This is a genomic window from Gordonia oleivorans, assembly GCF_040044975.1.
GTDB lineage: Bacteria > Actinomycetota > Actinomycetes > Mycobacteriales > Mycobacteriaceae > Gordonia > Gordonia oleivorans.
Map to the genome: position 1 here is coordinate 132775 of NZ_JBDZDI010000003.1, position 17060 is coordinate 149834.

General features: G+C 69.6%; 15 protein-coding genes. All 15 read right to left on the reverse strand.

The window, feature by feature from the left end:
• Positions 1–123: 123 nt before the first annotated feature.
• The 15 genes from ABLE92_RS07165 to ABLE92_RS07235 all read right to left on the reverse strand — a co-directional run bounded on the left by ABLE92_RS07165 (position 124) and on the right by ABLE92_RS07235 (position 16997).
• The gene (locus tag ABLE92_RS07165) at positions 124–915 is read right to left on the reverse strand and encodes a hypothetical protein (RefSeq protein WP_348804073.1); all 792 of its coding nucleotides are present in this window, start codon (positions 913–915) and stop codon (positions 124–126) included.
• A 24-nt stretch (positions 916–939) separates the two neighbouring features.
• A complete protein-coding gene (gene wag31, locus ABLE92_RS07170) occupies positions 940–1779 on the reverse strand; it encodes a DivIVA-like cell division protein Wag31 (RefSeq protein WP_348804074.1) in 840 nt (279 codons plus the stop codon).
• Positions 1780–2025: 246 nt separating this feature from the next.
• Complete coding sequence (locus ABLE92_RS07175; protein ID WP_425476124.1) at positions 2026–2343, reverse strand: YggT family protein; 318 nt, start codon at positions 2341–2343, stop codon at positions 2026–2028.
• Positions 2344–2486: 143 nt separating this feature from the next.
• Positions 2487–3224 (reverse strand): cell division protein SepF, encoded by a 738-nt coding sequence (locus tag ABLE92_RS07180; protein ID WP_348804076.1) that lies wholly within the window; start codon positions 3222–3224, stop codon positions 2487–2489.
• Positions 3225–3321: 97 nt separating this feature from the next.
• The gene (locus ABLE92_RS07185; RefSeq protein WP_348804077.1) at positions 3322–4053 is read right to left on the reverse strand and encodes a YggS family pyridoxal phosphate-dependent enzyme; all 732 of its coding nucleotides are present in this window, start codon (positions 4051–4053) and stop codon (positions 3322–3324) included.
• On the reverse strand, positions 4050–4856 hold the full coding sequence (pgeF, locus tag ABLE92_RS07190) for a peptidoglycan editing factor PgeF (protein ID WP_348804078.1): 807 nt from the start codon (positions 4854–4856) through the stop codon (positions 4050–4052). Before pgeF ends, ABLE92_RS07185 begins: the two co-directional genes overlap by 4 nt.
• 1 nt (position 4857) lies before the next feature.
• Complete coding sequence (gene ftsZ, locus ABLE92_RS07195; RefSeq protein WP_348804079.1) at positions 4858–6033, reverse strand: cell division protein FtsZ; 1176 nt, start codon at positions 6031–6033, stop codon at positions 4858–4860.
• Between the two features lie 237 nt (positions 6034–6270).
• Positions 6271–6972 (reverse strand): cell division protein FtsQ/DivIB, encoded by a 702-nt coding sequence (locus tag ABLE92_RS07200; protein ID WP_348804081.1) that lies wholly within the window; start codon positions 6970–6972, stop codon positions 6271–6273.
• Positions 6969–8546: a UDP-N-acetylmuramate--L-alanine ligase gene (gene murC / locus ABLE92_RS07205; RefSeq protein ID WP_348804082.1), complete on the reverse strand. Its 1578-nt coding sequence runs from the start codon at positions 8544–8546 to the stop codon at positions 6969–6971. The genes ABLE92_RS07200 and murC overlap by 4 nt, the downstream gene beginning before the upstream one ends.
• Before the next feature lie 37 nt (positions 8547–8583).
• Positions 8584–9786 carry an undecaprenyldiphospho-muramoylpentapeptide beta-N-acetylglucosaminyltransferase gene (gene murG / locus ABLE92_RS07210; RefSeq protein WP_348804083.1) on the reverse strand — a complete coding sequence of 401 codons (1203 nt, stop codon included), beginning with the start codon at positions 9784–9786 and terminating at the stop codon, positions 8584–8586.
• Between the two features lie 193 nt (positions 9787–9979).
• Entirely contained in the window at positions 9980–11953 is a 1974-nt protein-coding gene (gene ftsW, locus ABLE92_RS07215; protein WP_348804084.1) for a putative lipid II flippase FtsW, read from the reverse strand.
• Entirely contained in the window at positions 11950–13638 is a 1689-nt protein-coding gene (gene murD / locus ABLE92_RS07220) for a UDP-N-acetylmuramoyl-L-alanine--D-glutamate ligase (protein WP_348804085.1), read from the reverse strand. Before murD ends, ftsW begins: the two co-directional genes overlap by 4 nt.
• 25 nt (positions 13639–13663) lie before the next feature.
• Positions 13664–14761, reverse strand: a complete 1098-nt coding sequence (gene mraY, locus ABLE92_RS07225) for a phospho-N-acetylmuramoyl-pentapeptide-transferase (protein ID WP_348804087.1) — start codon at positions 14759–14761, stop codon at positions 13664–13666.
• Between the two features lie 30 nt (positions 14762–14791).
• Positions 14792–15355 carry a UDP-N-acetylmuramoyl-tripeptide--D-alanyl-D-alanine ligase gene (locus ABLE92_RS07230; RefSeq protein ID WP_348804088.1) on the reverse strand — a complete coding sequence of 188 codons (564 nt, stop codon included), beginning with the start codon at positions 15353–15355 and terminating at the stop codon, positions 14792–14794.
• A complete protein-coding gene (locus ABLE92_RS07235; protein WP_348804089.1) occupies positions 15348–16997 on the reverse strand; it encodes a UDP-N-acetylmuramoyl-L-alanyl-D-glutamate--2,6-diaminopimelate ligase in 1650 nt (549 codons plus the stop codon). Before ABLE92_RS07235 ends, ABLE92_RS07230 begins: the two co-directional genes overlap by 8 nt.
• Positions 16998–17060 lie beyond the last annotated feature (63 nt).

Genomic DNA, 17060 nt, shown 5'->3' on the forward strand with positions numbered 1-17060 from the left:
CGTACCCCGTTCTTCCAGGTGCTCCCCGGTGATGGCCGGATCAACGCAGCACTCAGTGTAGCCGCCGAGGGCGGCCGACAACCAAATCGTTTTCGGGCCCCGCTGCCAAGCGCCCGCTGTCGCTCAGGACAGTGGCGGACGCCAATTCGGATCGAGCGGATCGATCGTACGGGGCGGGGGCGGATCCTCACGATCAGCGTCGGCGTCGGAGGTCGCCTGCGGTTGCGCTCGTGTCACCGCGGGGTCCGTCGCACCGGACGACGATGAGGTGGGAACCGAACCCGGTGCCGGCGGTGCCGGCACATCAGCAGGCTTCGGCGTATCGACGATGTCGGCGGCGCCCACGGATCGCAGATAGTCGGCGTAACCCCGTTCGGCCGTTGTCGGAGAATCAACCGTCGAGTCAACGTTCGGTGAGTCGACGGTGGGTGAATCGCCGGTCGGCTGCGCCGGGGGCACCGGGGTGCGATCGGCCTTCTCGGCATGGGACGCCGGCGGCTCGGCCGGCGATCGTGGTGTCACCACACCTTGCCAGAGGGCCGCTCGCTCGTCCTCTGCCGACATCGGCACCGCTCTGGGCCCGCCGGGATGCGGCGGCGGAGAACTCGACGGTTCGTCACCGGCGGCCACGGTCTGAGCCGATCCGGCTTCGTCCCCGGTCGGGCCGGCATCGTCGCCGGCGTCGCGTTCGTCGTGGGCGGCAGCGTCCTCATCGGTCCCGAAGCCGAACCCGCCGCCCCGATCGGGCTCCGGCTTGGTCCGGCGCCCCGACCACACGATGTCGGCGACCAGGAAGATCAGTCCGACCAGACACACCACGATGCACGCGACCGCGAGCCACAGTGTGCCCGTGATCAAACCGACGACGAGCAGGACGAAACCGACGAGCGTGGCCGCCAGGGCCAGGGTCAGCATGTCATGTGCTCACGTCGCGGGCGATCAGCTCTGCGAGTAGTTGCTGAACCCACCATTGCCCGGATCCGTGGAGAACGACTGGTCGACGGGGCGTCCACTCTCCACCGGTGCGGCGCTACCGCGCTGCTGCAACTCCTCGAGCTGCGATTCCAGGTAGGTCTTCAGGCGGGTGCGGTACTCGCGCTCGAACACCTTGAGCTGTTCGATGCGGCCCTCGAGCACACCACGCTGCTGGTTGATGGTGCCCATGATCTCGGCGTGCTTGCGCTCGGCATCGGACTGCAGGGCGTCGGCACGCTCCTGGGCCTGACGCACCTGCGCCTCCGAACGCGTCTGAGCGTCGGCGAGGATCGCCTCGGATCGCTGCCGGGCGTCGGTCAGGGTGGCCTCGGACTTGCTCTGCGCGTCGGCGACCATCGAGTCGGCTCGCTGACGGGCGTCCGACAGCAGGGCGTCGGCCTCCTGTCGCGACGATCCGGTCAGGCGGTCGGCCGTCTCCTGCGCCAGGGCCAGAACCTTGGCGGCCCGGACATGGGCGTCGCCGTCGACGGGTGCGCTGACCGGTGCGGCAGCGGCCACCGGGGCCGGGGCGGGCTCGGGTTCGGGCTTGGACATCGAGAAGACCTGCGTGTGGTCCTCCGACGGTGCCGGAGCGGCGGCGACCGCACCCGACTTGGCGTCGGCGAGCTCGCCTTCGAGTTCTTCGACGCGCTGCTTCAGATCGGAGTTCTCATCGATCAGACGCGCGAGTTCCGCCTCGACGAAGTCGAGGAATTGATCCACCTCGTCCTCGTTGTAGCCGCGTTTACCGATAGGCGGTTTGCTGAACGCGACGTTGTGCACATCAGCTGGTGTCAGCCGCATGTCGGTCCCCTCAATGTCGTTCGAGATTGTGTGTTGTTGACGGTCGAAAACTGAGCCCAGTACAGAGTGTCACTGATCATTCATACCAGTCAAAATCTGTAACTGGCGTCTTATCCTGTCACACCTGAACCGTTCGTTGTAGATCATCGATGTCGTCTCGCAACCAAACAGTCATCTAACTATGACATCCATGCCCGTCGAAATGGCCCACTACCGGCAGACACGTACCCGATGGCGCTCCTGCTTTCAGACCGGCATGCCGAGCGCGGCCAGGGCCGCCGATGTCCGGAACGAGCCCACGAATTGCATCGCGATGACGACAACGATCAGCACGATCATCAGGGACAGATCCAGCCGCACCGGTCCGAGGGGAATCGGCGGAATGATGCGCCGCAGGAGTTTGATCGGCGGATCGGTGAGGGTGAAGGTCACCTCGATGACCACCACGACGATTCCGGTCGGTCGCCATTCCCGCGCGAAACTGCGGACCAGTTCCACGATGAGCCGGGCCAGGAGCAGCAACCAGTAGACGAACAGGACGTAGTAGAGGATTTCGAACAGCATCGCCACTTCTCAAGAGTGCCTGACGCCGCGCGCCCGCGGTCGCACCGGTGTGACCCGGCACGTCTCCGCGGGCGCGACGACGACGATCGGATGGGATGGCCCGACCCCACCGGAGGGTGGGCGATTGGGCCGATTTGCGCAGTTCAGGACTGATTGTAGAAGCCGGTTTCGGCGATCTTGCGCCGATCCTCGGCCGAGACGTCGATGTCGGCGGGCGAGAGCAAGAACACCTTGGTGGCGACCTTGTCGAACGAACCGCGCAACGCGAACGCGAGTCCGGCGGCGAAGTCGACGAGTCGCTTTGCGTCGTCGTTGCTCATGTTGACCAGATCCATGATCACCGGGTTGCCGTCGCGGAAGCGCTCACCGATGGTGCGGGCCTCGCCATAGTCGGACGGGCGCAGCGTGGTGATCTTGTGCAGGGGTCCGTCGGCGAACACCCGCTCGAGTTCTCCACGCGATTCCACGCCGCGGGGACCGCTCGCGGCGCGCAACGTCGCGCTGCTCGACCGCTGCAGCGGCTCGAGCCGGGCCGGACGCACACGCTCCGGACCGTGTTCGACGGCCGCCCGGACACTGCCCGCGTAGGCGTATTCCGGTGCCGCGGCGTAGCCGGCCTCGAATTCGTATCCGGCCGCGGCGTAGCGGCGTTCCTCGCCATACCCGTCACGCTCCCGGAAGCCGACCTCGCGGAACTCCCCGTAGCCTTCTCCGGCGACCTCGTCACGGTAGGAGACGTCGCCGTAGTACTCGTCGCGGTAGGACCGCTCCCGCGGCACCGCCCGCACCGGTCCGGGGCCCGGCTCGTCGAGGTAATCGTCCTCGTACTCACTCGGAGGCACCATGCCGAAATATGCCTTGAACTTCTGCATCGTGGTCATGTGCGGGGGCCTCTCTGTCGTCCGACGCTTAGAGCGGTGTTGCAGGTGGTGCCGGTGGGTGTTGTTGTTCTCGTTGGTTCTCGTGTGACCAATGTGATTACTGAGAGAGTATCGGCCGAGAACCCATGATCGCGGTACCGACACGCACGCATGTCGAGCCGTATTCGATCGCGATCTCCATGTCCCCGCTCATCCCGGCGGACAACTCACCGGCCTGCGGGTGATCGGCGAGAAAACCCTCCCGGACCTCGGACATCCGCTCCATCCACTGCCGGTGAGAACCGTCGACGGGAGTGATCACCATGAGCCCACGCAGCCTCAGGGACGACTCCGCGGCGATGGTCTCGGCCAGGGCCGGCAGGTCCGCGATCTCGACACCACCGCGCGTCGGGTCACCGTCGAGACTCACCTGGGCGAACACGCCCAGCGGCGCGTCGCGCACGTGCTCGTCGAGTGCCTGTTCGGCTGCCCGGCCCAGATGCCCGACGAGCTTGTCGCGGTCGACCGAATGCACCGAACGCGCCCACCGCGCAACGGTTTTCGCCTTCTTGGTCTGCACACTGCCGATCATGTCGAACACCACCCGATGGGTCGGTACGGCGTCGCCGAGTTCGGCGAGCTTGCGGCTCGCCTCCGGCTCCCGCGACTCGCCGAAGGCCCGCTCCCCCAGCTCGATCAGCCGCATCACGTCGGATGCCGGGAAGAACTTGGTGACCACCAGCAGTTCGACGTCGCCCACCGGGCGACCGGCCGCGGCGACCGCGGCGTCGAGCCGCTCACGCACGGCCGCGAGTCGCCCGGCGAGTTCATCCGAGCGCGGATCGCTCACGACCCGGCCACCGGGCCGGCAGCGTCCTCGTCGGGATCGCCGTCGGGATCGATCCAGATCACCGACGCCAACCGGCCGGTGGGGGCGCCACGTCGATGGCTGAACAACTCGGTGTCGGAGATGGTGCAGCGCGGATCCTGCGCCACCGCACCGACCCCGACGGCGAGGAGTTGCCGACGGATCCCGGCGCGCAGGTCGAGGCCCGCGGTTCCCTGACGGGTTCGGCAGGCACTGCCCGGGAGGTGTTCCTCGACGTCGCGCTGCATCGCTGCGGGGACCTCGTAGCGCTCACCGCTCGCGGCCGGCCCGAGGAACGCCCCGATGCGTTCGGGACGCGCGCCGAGCCGGATCATCGTGCGCAGCGTCGCCGGGATGATCCCGATCCGCGCACCCACCCGCCCGGCGTGCACACCGGCGATCACACCGGCCTCGTCGTCGCTGAGCAGGACCGGCACGCAGTCGGCGCTCAGGACCGCCAACGCGACGCCGGGGACCGTGGTGACGAGGGCGTCGGTCGCCGGCACCCGGATCGACGGTCCGACCCGCTCGCCCTCGGCGGATCCGAGCGTCTGCTCGTCGATGACCGTGACGTTGCGACTGTGGATCTGCTCCATCCAGACCACCGACGACTCCTCGACACCGATCTGCTCGGCGAGGCGTCGCCGGTTGACCGCCACGGCCGCGGGGTCGTCGCCGACATGATCACCGAGATTGAAGCTGTCATACGGCGCACGCGAGACGCCGCCGGCGCGGGTGGTCACCACGCGCCGGACCCGCGCACCACCGGAAACCGGTGAGTTCATCTCACCGCTTCATGAAGGACGGAACATCGACGTCGTCGTCGTCGAGGGTCACGTTGTTGCGGCGGGGCCGCTCGGGGGCGGCGTTGGAGGCGAAGGGATCGCCCTGCCCGGCCGGGAGGTCACCGAAGAGCGGATCGCTCTTGGTGGGCGTCGAGACGGTACCGGCGGTGGCCGATCCGACCGCCGACTTCCCGGCGGCGGCCGTGGGTGCGTCGGTCCGCTTGCGCGGTGCGCCGCCGTCGAATCCGGCCGCGATCACCGTCACCCGGACCTCGTCACCGAGGTTGTCGTCGATCACGGTGCCGAAGATGATGTTGGCGTCCTCGTGGGCCGCCTCCTGCACCTGGGTCGCCGCGTTGTGGATCTCGAACAGGCCCAGGTCGCTGCCGCCGGCGATCGAGATGAGCACGCCGCGTGCGCCTTCCATCGAGGCCTCGAGCAGCGGCGAGTTGATCGCCGACTCCGCGGCCTTCTTGGCACGATCCTCACCGCGGGACGAACCGATACCCATCAGCGCGCTGCCCGCGTCACTCATCACGCCCTTGACGTCGGCGAAGTCGACGTTGATCAGACCGGGCGTGGTGATCAGGTCGGTGATGCCCTGCACACCGTTGAGCAGTACCTCGTCGGCGCTGCGGAAGGCGTCCATCAGGCTGACCTGGGCGTCGCCGAGCTGCAGCAGACGATCGTTCGGGATGACGATCAGGGTGTCGCAGGATTCGCGCAGTGCGGTGATGCCGGCCTCGGCCTGATTGCCACGCCGCTTGCCCTCGAAGCCGAACGGGCGGGTCACCACGCCGACGGTCAGCGCGCCCAGCTTGCGTGCGATCGCGGCCACCACCGGCGCGCCGCCGGTTCCGGTGCCGCCGCCCTCACCCGCGGTCACGAACACCATGTCGGCACCCTTGAGGAGCTCCTCGATCTCGTCGCGGGCATCCTCGGCCGCACGACGACCCACCTCGGGATCGGCACCGGCGCCGAGACCACGCGTGGAATCACGTCCGACGTCGAGCTTGACGTCGGCGTCGGACATCAACAGCGCCTGCGCGTCGGTGTTGATGGCGATGAACTCAACGCCCTTGAGGCCCTGCTCGATCATCCGGTTGACGGCGTTGACGCCGCCGCCGCCGATGCCGACGACCTTGATCACGGCCAGGTAGTTGTGCGGTGGCGTCATGACGCTCGCCTTCCTTCTCGGGTCAAAACCCTAAACCTCAACCATAGATCTAGAGTTATGTCAAGTAGTGGTGTTGGTGACGACGCTAGGCACCGGTGCGCCCCAGACCCGGGAGGCGCCTCGGCGTGTCGCCAAATCCCCGCCGATATGTCGGAAAGCGGGGCGCGGACGCCCGAATCGCCGCGCGCTGTCGCGCCTCCACCTGAGATGGTGCGCCCCTACCGAGATGGCGTGCCGCTACCGGTATGTCGGAAAGGCGGGGGCGGAGACGTTGAACTGCGTGGCGTCGCGGGTCAACAGATAACTGAGCGTGCGCGCCTTCTCCGCACCCTGGGAATCGTCACCCCACACCACATTCCGATTCCCGGTCAGCTCCAGGTGGATGTCCACCGGCGAGGAGGCCGTGACACTGACCACCTGCTTGGACAACGACGGCGGCAACCCGGCCACCACCGCCAGCGCGGCCCGCGTGGTGGGATCGGCAGGACCCGGTGTCGCGGTGTGGAAGACGGGCAGCTTCTTGATGTCCGGCGGCGCCGAGGCCGCGGGATAGGTGAGGTAGCCGACCCCGGACCGATCGAGGACGTGGAGCTTGTCCCCCTCGGTGACCACCGCGACCGGGACCCGCTCGGTGATGGTGATCTCCAGGGTCGACGGGTAACTGCGTTGCACGCGTGCCGATTCCACCGACGGGATCGCGGCGATCCGCCGTGCCGCGGCACCGGTGTCGACCTGCAGCAACGGGGTTCCCGACGGCACCGCGGCCGCGGCGAGCACCTGAGCCCCCGGCACCGTCCGGGTACCGCTGATCTCGGTGCCGCGCACCGACATCAGCGGTGTCAGATACGCGACGAGCACCGACCCGACGATCACGACGGCCGCCACCACACCGCCCAGCAGGAGCCGGGATCGGCGACGCCGTGGCAGCCGCGGCCTCACGGTTCCGCCGGTTCGGGGCTCGCCGGTGCTGGGCCCGCCGGTGCTGGGCCTGCCTGTTCTGGGCCCGCCTGTTCTGGGCCCGCCGGATGCGGATCGGCCAGCACGGCAAGGATTTCCGGGCCCTGCATGGTGATGTCCCCGGCACCCAGCGTCAGCACGATGTCCCCGGGCACCACCGCCGCGGCCACCGTCTGCGCCAGCGAGGACAGGTCCGCCACGAACGTCGCCGGACGCGACATCCGCTCCACGATCATCCGCCCGCTCACACCGGGGATCGGGTCCTCGCGCGCCCCATAGACGTCGGCGACGACGACCACGTCGGCCAGATCGAGTGCCGCGGCGAACTGATCGGCGAATTCCTCGGTGCGCGAATACAGATGAGGCTGGAAGACGGCGATGACGCGTCGCTCGACGCCGGGATCGGCGTCGACGATCGCGCGCGCGGCGGTGAGCACCGCGGCCACCTCGGTGGGATGGTGTGCGTAGTCGTCGAAGACCTCGACCCCGCGGGCGCGGCCCTTGAACTCGAACCGCCGACGCACCCCGGAGAAGGCCTCGATGCCGTCGATCACCCCGGATAGATCGGCGCCGGCGCACACCGCACCGATCGTCGCCCCGATGGCGTTCCGCGCCATGTGAATACCGGGCAGCGTCAACGACATCCGGCGGGATTCGGCGACGTCGTTGACCGGCGGCGCGAACCGGACCTCGACATCGCTGCCCGCGGTCGTCGGCGTCCACGACCGCACGCTCGCCACCATCGACACACCGTCGGGCACCGCCACACCGTCGGTGCCGTATCCCAGCACCGACACACCCCGGGCGGCCAACGTCGCCGCGCACCGCTGCGCCAGCGCCCGCGCGCCGGGATCGTCGAGGCACACCACCAGGACGCCGCCGTCGACGATCCGGGCCACGAAGGCGTCGAACACCGCGACGTAGCGCTCGACGGTACCGAAGTAGTCGAGGTGATCGGACTCGATGTTGGTGATCACGACGATGTCGGGCGTGTACTCGAGCAGCGAACCATCGCTCTCGTCGGCCTCAGCCACGAACACCGCACCACTGCCGTGATGGGCGTTGGTGCCCGACTCGTTCAGCTCACCACCGATCGCGAAGGACGGATCGACACCGCAATGCTGCAGGGCCACCACGGCCATCGACGTCGTCGACGTCTTCCCGTGCGTGCCCGCGACGAGGACCGTGCGATACCCGACCATCAACTCGGCCAGCACATGCGGGCGCAGCAGGATCGGGATACCCCGGGACCGGGCCGCGACGAGTTCGAGATTGGTCTTCGGGATGGCCGCATGGGTGGTCACCACCACCGACGGCCCGCCCGGGATCAGATCGAGCGCCGACGGGTCGTGTCCCACCTGGATGTGGGCGCCGCGCGCACGCAGGGCGAGCACACCCCGACTGCTCTTCGCGTCCGAGCCGGACACCGCCGCACCCCGCGCGAGCAGGATCCGCGCCAGCCCGGACATGCCGGCACCGCCGATACCGACCATGTGCACCCGCCGCAGGTGGGCCGGCAGCGTTCCGGCACCCGATCGCGTCGTCTCGCCGGTCATCGACTCACCTCCACCCACTCGTTCCGATGCATATTGTTCACTGCTCCGGAGCCGAACCCGGCGAGCGAAACGCGTGTGCCAGGTGTCCGCGGTGATCTCCGGCCCGGAACTGCGCCGCCAACTCCAGCGCCGCCCGCGCCACCTCGACCGCCGCATCCCGATGGCCGGTGCCCGCGGCCGCCGCCGACATCGACGCCAACCGCGCCCGATCACCGAGCAACGCCGGGATCTCCCGTTCCACCCACTCGGTGGTGAGATCGTCGTTGTCGACCAGGATCCCCCCGCCGGCCTCGACCACCGGGAGAGCGTTGAGTCGCTGCTCGCCGTTGCCGTGCGGGAGCGGCACATACACCGCGGGCAGCCCGGTGGCCGACACCTCGGCCACCGTCATCGCCCCCGACCGGCAGATCGCCAGGTCGGCGGCGGCATACGCCAGATCCATCCGCTTGAGATAGCCGACACCCTGATACGGCGGTGCGCCCGCCGGGGTCGCCGGATCGATCGAATTCTTTGGCCCGTAGGCGTGCAGCACGCCGATGCCGGCACGGCCCAACGCCCCGGCAGCACCCTCGACCGCCTTGTTGAGCTGTTGGGCCCCCTGCGACCCACCGAACACCAGAAGTGTCGGCGCCTCCTCGTCGAGGCCGAAGTAGTGCCGGGCCTTGGCCCGCAACGCGGACCGGTCGAGTTCGGCGATCTGGCCCCGCACCGGGATTCCGACGACGCGGGCATTCTCCAGCCCGGACCCGTCGACCGCGGCGAGCACCACATCGGCGAAGCGGGCGCCGACCTTGTTCGCGATACCGGCCGACGCGTTGGCCTCGTGGATGACGATCGGCAGTCTCTTCTTGGCGCGGAGATGGGTCTGCGCCGCGAGGTACGCCGGGATCGACACATACCCACCGAATCCGACGACGACGTCGGCCTGCACCGAGGCGAGCACCTTGCGTGCCGCGGCCACCGACCGGGCCAGCCGCGCCGGCGTCTTGGCCAACTCCAGGCCGGGCTTGCGGGGCAACGGCACCGGCGGGATCAGGGCCAGCTCGTACCCGCGGTCGGGAACCAGGGTGGTCTCCAGGCCCCGGCGGGTACCGAGCGCGGTGATCCGGGCCCGCGGGTCGAGCCGCCGGACGGCATCGGCCACGGCCAGCGCCGGCTCGATGTGTCCGGCGGTGCCGCCACCGGCCACCACCACCGACAGCGGGCGACCGCTGCCATCCGCCTGATCAGGCGAGTCCATCGCTTCCTCTCCGTGTGAGCCGAGGTCCGGCTCGTCGTCCGAGTGCATCACTGCGCGTCATGCGGGCCGCGCCCCACCACGGTTCGCCCCACCACGGGTTCGCCGCGGCACCGGTCACCGAGGACGGTTCACCCCGGCCCGATTTAAGCCGGGGCACACCCGGCCCGGGCCTCGCCCCGGTCATCGGGTCCGGTCACCGTCGGGCCGGGCGACCGGTGTGCGCCCGCGGCTCCGACCTCATCGGCGCACCCGCATATCGAGTTCTCGACGGGCCACCACCGGCGCGGGTGGCGCCGGGCGTCGGTGCGCCACGATACCGAGCAGGAGAATACCTGCCGGGCGACGCCGGCGGCGCAGCCGGTGACGGCACCATCGCTGACGCGTCACCGCGCCCGCCGGGCCACACACGTCGCCAGCCCGATCGGGCCGGTTCGGCCGGTCCGGCGGCCGTCGGTCGCTGTCGGCGCGCCGGCGCGGCCCCGGATCGCCGGCCGTCGAGGCGGTCACGCAGCACCTCCGCCCGGGACGGCTGGTAGGCCACCGGCGTGGGCAGACGGAACAACCGGCCGAAGCGACGGGTGGGCGGCGAGGACAGCGCCACGACCGCCTCGGGTTCGTGGCGGGCCGCATTCGCCAACAACCCGAGCATCGCGAGCACCGTCAGCGTCGACGTGCCACCGGCCGACAGCAGCGGCAACTGGATACCGGTCACCGGCAGCAGCCCGATGACGTAGCCGATGTTGATCAACGCCTGAGCGGTGATCAGCACGGTGATGGTGGCGGTCATCAGACGCAGGAACGGGTCGGTGCAGCGATGCGCGATCCGGAAACCGACGAACGCCAGGATCACGAACAGCATCACCACCAGCAGCCCGCCGATCAGGCCGAGTTCCTCACCGATGATCGCGAAGATGAAGTCGTTGTGGGCGTTCGGCAGGTAGTTCCACTTGGCCCGGCTCTGACCGAGACCGACCCCGAAGACGCCGCCGTTGGCCAGGGCATAGGTGGCCTGGCGCGCCTGGTAACCGGCACCCTGAGGATCGTCGATGCCGCCGAGGAAGCTCATCACGCGCTGCGATCGGTAACCCTCGACCAGGGCCAGCAGGATGGCGATGGCGATACCGGTGACCGCGAAGGCACTGAACACCTTGATCGGCAGGCCGGCGAACCACAGCAGGGTGCCGACGATGATGGCGATCGTGATGGTGGTCGACAGGTTGGGTTCGAGGATGATCAGCAGACAGATCAGCACACCGACCGGCAACAGCGGGATCAGCAGTTCGCGCAGCGGTGCATGTTCCCGGCGGCGCGAAGCCAACAGATGGGCCCCCCACACGCACAGCGCCACCTTGACCAGCTCCGACGGCTGAACCGACAACCCCGAGATCACGAACCAACGCCGAGCACCCTGGCTCAGCGTGCCGATCCCGGGGATCAGCACGAGCGCCAGCAGGATGGTCGTGACGATCATCAACGGCGCCGCGACACGACGCAGCAACCGCACCGGCAGGCGCAACGTGAAGTAGAAGACGACCAGGCCCAGCAGCGCGAACACCACCTGGGTCGCGAACAGCCCGTAGGCCGAGCCGTCCTGCGAGTATCCCTCGACCGACGACGCCGAGAGCACCATCACCAGGCCGAACACGGTCAGCAGCAACGCCAGCGTGAGAACCAGGTGATACGACGCCAACGGCCGACCGAGCAGGCTCCGCACACCCTCGCCGATGGTGCCGACGACCGAGCTCAGCGACCCGGTCACCGTCGTCGCGGATTCCGCGTTCCGGGCACGCGCGGATCGGCCGGACTTCTTCGCCGCGCCCCCCGCCGAACCCGCCCGCGCATCCCGCTTCTGATCGGTCGTGTCCCGGTCGGCCCCGTCACGCGTACCCGGCGTGGACTCGTCGGCCGCGGGGTCCGCCGGCACCGTGTCGCCCGGAGACGATGTCGGCGCCTTCGACTTCTCGGTGCGTCCTGCCTTCGACTTCTCGGTGCGTCCTGCCTTCGACTTCTCGGTGCGTCCTGCCTTCGACTTCTCGGTGCGCCCTGCCTTCGACTTCTCGGTGCGCCCTGCCTTCGACTTCTCGGTGCGCCCTGCCTTCGACTTCTCGGCGGGTCCTGCCTTCGACGCGGCGCCGGCATCTGTGCCGGTGTCGGTCCGCGGGGTCATGGGCGCGTCGGCTCGTCGGTACCGGCTGTCGGTGACGATCCGGCCAACGACCGGGCCGCCGCGGCGAACGCGTCACCGCGCCGCCCGTAGCCGGCGAACATGTCCAGCGATGCCGCGGCCGGGGCGAGCAGGATCGCGTCGGGTCGCTCACCGGCGTCCCGGGGCCCATCGGCGGTGACCCGCGGCCCATCGGCCAGGACCCAGGCGACCTCGACGGCCCGGTCCATCACCGCGACGGCGGCGTCGGAGGAGGTCGCCGGTCGAGAGGTCGGGGCCCCGGGAAGGTCGGATCCTGTGGGCAGATCGAATCCCGCGGGAAGGGAGAACTCGCGCTGTACCGTCACGCAGCCATCGTCCCCTGTGAACACTGTGACTGTTGGGACTTCTGGGGCGTGTCGCGCGATAGCCTCGACGATCAGATCCCGATCCTGTCCGATCACGACGACCCCGGCGAGGCGGGAGGCGACCGCGGTGAGCATCTCCGCCAGGGAGGCCCCCTTCAGCAGTCCCCCGGCGATCAGGACCACGCGCCGGTGCGCGGCGACCGCGGCATGCGCGGCATGCGGATTGGTCGCCTTGGAGTCGTCGACGAAGTCGATGCCCGCGCGGGTCGCCACGACCTCGCCGCGATGCGCGGCGGGCCGGAAAGCGCCCAGAGCAGCGCCGATGGACGCCGCGTCGACTCCGATGGCCCGCGCCAGCGCCGCCGCCGCCAACGCATCGGACTGTCCGGACGGCCCGGGCGGCGCGATGGTCGCGACGTCGGCGAGCACGACCCCGTCATCGCCGGGGACATCCCCCTCGAGCGCGAAGGCCCGGTCGATCAGGTGCCCGTCCCGGATGCCCAGCTCACCGGGACCCGGCTCGGCGAGCGTGAATCCGACCCGTCGGCCGGACACCGGCATGCCCGCGGCGACCGCGTTGTCGAGGCCGACCACGCCGACCGTTCCGTGCAAGGCGATCTGCTTGGCCTGCGCGTAGGCGTCGAACGATCCGTGCCAATCGAGATGATCGTCGGCGACGTTGAGCACCACCCCGGCCGCCGGTGCGATCGACGGCGCCCAGTGCAGCTGAAACGACGACAACTCGGCGCAGAGTACCTCCACGCGGGGTTCGGCGCGCATGGCGTCGAGCACCGGCAGCCCGATGTTGCCGCAGGCGGCCGCGCCACGACCCGCGGCGGTCACGATCTCGGTGAGCATCGAGGTGGTGGTGGTCTTGCCGTTGGTGCCGGTCACCACGAGCCAGGTCCGCGACGGTCCGTAGATCTGCGCGACGTCCAGACGCCACGCGAGTTCGACCTCACCCCACACGGGAACACCGGCGGCCAGCGCGGCGGCGGGCACCGCATGGGTGGGTGCGAACCCGGGCGAGACCACGACCAGATCGGTTCGTGCGGGCCAGTCGGCGTCGGCGAGCAGAGCGGTGATCGAGATCAGTGTGGCGCCACGTTCGACGATCGCCGCGGCCCCGGCAATCGGGGTGTCGGCGGTCGGGGTGTCCACACCGTCGTGTACCCGGTCGTCGGCGATGCGCACCCGTGCGCCGAGGGCGAGAAGGTGATCGGCCGCCGACATCCCGGCGGTTCCGCCACCGGCGACGACCACCGATCGTCCCGGCAACCACGTCGCCGGATCGTCGAGGCCATCCGCGCGCGGCGCGTCGGCGTCTGCGTGGTCACTCATCGCGTCCGCACTCATCGCGTGCGCCTCAGCCACTGACCGTGAGGAACTCGCCGTAGAACAGCGACAGTCCCAACGCGCAGGCGATCGCGGTCAGCAGCCAGAACCGGATGATGACCGTGGTCTCGGCCCACCCCCCGAGTTCGAAATGATGGTGGAACGGCGCCATCCGGAACACCCGCCGTCCGGTGGTGCGGAAGAACGCGATCTGGATGACGACCGAGACGATCTCGGCGACGAACAGTGCTCCGATGACCACCGCGAGGAGTTCGGTGCGGGTGGTGATCGACAGGCCGGCCAGCATGCCACCGAGCGCCAGCGATCCGGTGTCACCCATGAAGATCTTGGCGGGCGCGGCATTCCACCAGAGGAATCCCAGGCAGGCGCCGCCCCCGGCGACCGCGATCAACGCCAGATCCAGCGGATCACGCACGTTGTAGCAGCCCTTGGGGATGTCGTTGGCCGGCTTGGCGCCGCCGGAGCAGGCGTTGACGAACTGGAAGAAGGCGACGAGCACATACGAGCCGAGCACCATGGCCATCGATCCGGCGGCCAGCCCGTCGAGTCCGTCGGTGAAGTTCACCGCATTCGACCACGCGGCCACCACCAGCCACACGAAGATCACGAAGGCCACCGAGACCATCGAGATGACGTCGATGTCCCGCACATACGACAGGTACGGTCCCGCCGGCGTCAGACCGGCGTCGTTGCGGAACTGCAGGACGAGGACGCCGAACAGGATCGCCGCGATGAACTGCCCGATCGACTTGGCGGTCTTGTTGAGACCGAGATTGCGGTGCTTGTGGATCTTGATGAAGTCGTCGAGGAATCCGACGATGCCCAGGGCGGTCGCCAAGCCCAGGACGAGCAGACCGGAGGCACTGGGCCCGGCGTCGGAGTCCATGAAGACCCCGGCGAGGTGGGCGCCGAAGTAGCCGGCCCACAGCGCGATCAGGATCGCGACACCGCCCATCGACGGGGTGCCGCGTTTGGTCTGGTGGCTCTTGGGGCCCTCGACGCGGATCTCCTGTCCGAAGCCCTGGCGCGAGAAGAGCCGGATCAGCAACGGGGTGAGCATGATCGACACCGCCACCGCGATCGCACCCGCGATGAGGATCTGGGTCACCTGACGGTCCTCGCCTTCATTCGTTGATCGTTACCGTTCATCGGACTCGTCCGAATCATCTTGTGCCGCAAGGATGGTGACCTCGTGGCCGAGATCTCGCCAGCGCTGCGCCACGGTCTCGGGGGACAGCTCGGGGACGGCCAGCAGCACGGTGTCACCGGCGTGTGGCGTCCACGCCTGTTCGGCGACGACGAGGTCGAGGGCATCCTCGACGTCCTCGGCCAACCGCGCCTCGTCACCCCACGAGCCTTCCATCACCGCACCCTGATGCATCCCCCGCACCGCCCGGGACGAGGCACCGACACACAGCACCTTGTCGACCGCCAGCCGGACGGCCAGTCGCCCGAGCAGGTCATGCTCGACGACGTGCTCGTTCGCCGAGCGCACCGGACCGTCGGCCTCGTCGGTGCGCAGCTCGCCGAGGATCGCCCACGTGCGTTCGGCGTCGGCCCGATCCGGTTGCACCCCGGGCGGGGCACCGCGCGACACGCGTCGGGCACCGTCGGCCGACTCGACGAGGGTACGCAACAACCTGGCGACGTCGCGGGTCCGCGCCGATGTCGGCGCGGCGAGAATGGTGATCGCCTCACTCACCGGGCACCCCCGGTGCTGCGGCCGCCGCGGCGGCCAGGACCTCGGCGACGACCACACGGTCATCGAAGGGGTGCTTGACCCCGTTGATCTCCTGGCCCACCTCGTGGCCCTTGCCGGCCACCAGCACGATGTCACCGGGCCGGGCCCAGCCGATCGCCGCCTCGATCGCGGCCCGGCGGTCGCCGATCTCCCGCTCCTGCGCCCCCGCGGGCCGCTCGTCGGAGGGCACCTCGGCCAGGCCCGCGAGCATCGCCGACCGGATCGTCGCCGGATCCTCGGTCCGGGGATTGTCGTCGGTGATGATCACCAGATCGGCGCCACGCGCGGCGACGGCACCCATCACCGGGCGTTTGCCGTGATCGCGGTCGCCGCCCGCGCCGACGACCACCGCGATACGGCCGGTGGCCTGCCCACGCAGCGTCGACAGCACCGCCTCGAGGGCGCCGGGCTTGTGGGCGTAGTCGACGATCGCGAGGAAGGGCTGACCGGTGTCGACACGTTCGAGGCGCCCCGGCACCGACACCGACTGCATCGCCTTCGCGGCCTGCGAGGCGCTGACCCCGGCGGCCACGGCCACCGCGACCGCGAGGGTGGCGTTGGCGACGTTGTAGCGACCCGGCAGCGGCACGGTGACCTCGGTGGCGATCCGCCCGGGACCGCGTAGTTCGACGCGCTGGGAACCGTCGGCGTCCACCGTCGACGGACCGGCATGCCAGGATGCCGGGACGTCGGTGGTGGCCACGGTGATCGGGGCGCTCGGCGCACCGGCCGCGGCGACCTCGGCCATCCGCCGTCCCCAGTCGTCGTCGACGCAGATCACCGACCGCACCGCGCGCACCGACGAACCGGAGGAGAACAGTCGTGCCTTCGCCTCGAAGTAGGCGCGCATCGTCGGATGGAAGTCGAGGTGGTCCTGCGAGAGGTTGGTGAAGGCACCGACCGCGAAGTGCGCCCCGTCGACGCGCCCGAGTGCCAGGGCGTGGCTCGAGACCTCCATCACGACGGCGTCGACGCCACGTTCGACCATCGCCGCCAGCAGACCCTGCAGATTCGGCGCCTCGGGGGTGGTCAGTGAGCTGGGAACGGCGACACCGTCGACCCGCGTCTCGACGGTGCCGATCAGCCCGACGGAGTGTCCGGCGGCGAGCAACGCCGCCTCGACCATGTAGGAGGTGGTCGTCTTACCCGAGGTGCCGGTGATGCCGATGAGCTTCAGCCGCTGCGAGGGGTTCCCGTAGACCCGTGAGCTCACCGCGCCGAGCACGCTGCGCGGATCGTGGGCGACCAGGACCGCGTAGGTGGCCTCGGCGGGCGCCGAGCGGGCGATCTCGGCCCGTCCGGCGGCGTCGGTGAGCACCGCGGTGGCGCCACGCTCGATCGCCTCGGCGACGAATTGCGCACCGTGCGCCCGCGCGCCGGGGAGCGCCGCGAACAGATCGCCGGGCTCGACGTCCTGGGCGCGCAGACAGACCCCGGTGACGGTGGTCGATCCGGTGGCCGCGCCCACCAGGTCCAGGCGGGCGCCGGTGGACGCCGACAACACACTCACCTCGGTGGGTTCCACGTGCCGTGGACGACTCAGATCGGCCGCGCCCCGGGTACCCGACCGGCGACGGGAGGCGGACTCGCGACGAGATGCCATGGCGATAGATCCTCTCCTCTCCCCCTGCGGATGTCTCCGGCCGACCGATGACGGCCGCGGCGG

Bases quoted from the DNA above. Each gene is read 5' to 3' on its own strand.
- ABLE92_RS07165 (WP_348804073.1), bottom strand. From the start codon at position 915: ATGCTGACCCTGGCCCTGGCGGCCACGCTCGTCGGTTTCGTCCTGCTC.
- wag31 (WP_348804074.1), bottom strand. From the start codon at position 1,779: ATGCGGCTGACACCAGCTGATGTGCACAACGTCGCGTTCAGCAAACCG.
- ABLE92_RS07175 (WP_425476124.1), bottom strand. From the start codon at position 2,343: ATGCTGTTCGAAATCCTCTACTACGTCCTGTTCGTCTACTGGTTGCTG.
- ABLE92_RS07180 (WP_348804076.1), bottom strand. From the start codon at position 3,224: ATGACCACGATGCAGAAGTTCAAGGCATATTTCGGCATGGTGCCTCCG.
- pgeF (WP_348804078.1), bottom strand. From the start codon at position 4,856: ATGAACTCACCGGTTTCCGGTGGTGCGCGGGTCCGGCGCGTGGTGACC.
- ftsZ (WP_348804079.1), bottom strand. From the start codon at position 6,033: ATGACGCCACCGCACAACTACCTGGCCGTGATCAAGGTCGTCGGCATC.
- murC (WP_348804082.1), bottom strand. From the start codon at position 8,546: ATGACCGGCGAGACGACGCGATCGGGTGCCGGAACGCTGCCGGCCCAC.
- murG (WP_348804083.1), bottom strand. From the start codon at position 9,786: ATGGACTCGCCTGATCAGGCGGATGGCAGCGGTCGCCCGCTGTCGGTG.
- ftsW (WP_348804084.1), bottom strand. From the start codon at position 11,953: ATGACCCCGCGGACCGACACCGGCACAGATGCCGGCGCCGCGTCGAAG.
- murD (WP_348804085.1), bottom strand. From the start codon at position 13,638: ATGAGTGACCACGCAGACGCCGACGCGCCGCGCGCGGATGGCCTCGAC.
- ABLE92_RS07235 (WP_348804089.1), bottom strand. From the start codon at position 16,997: ATGGCATCTCGTCGCGAGTCCGCCTCCCGTCGCCGGTCGGGTACCCGG.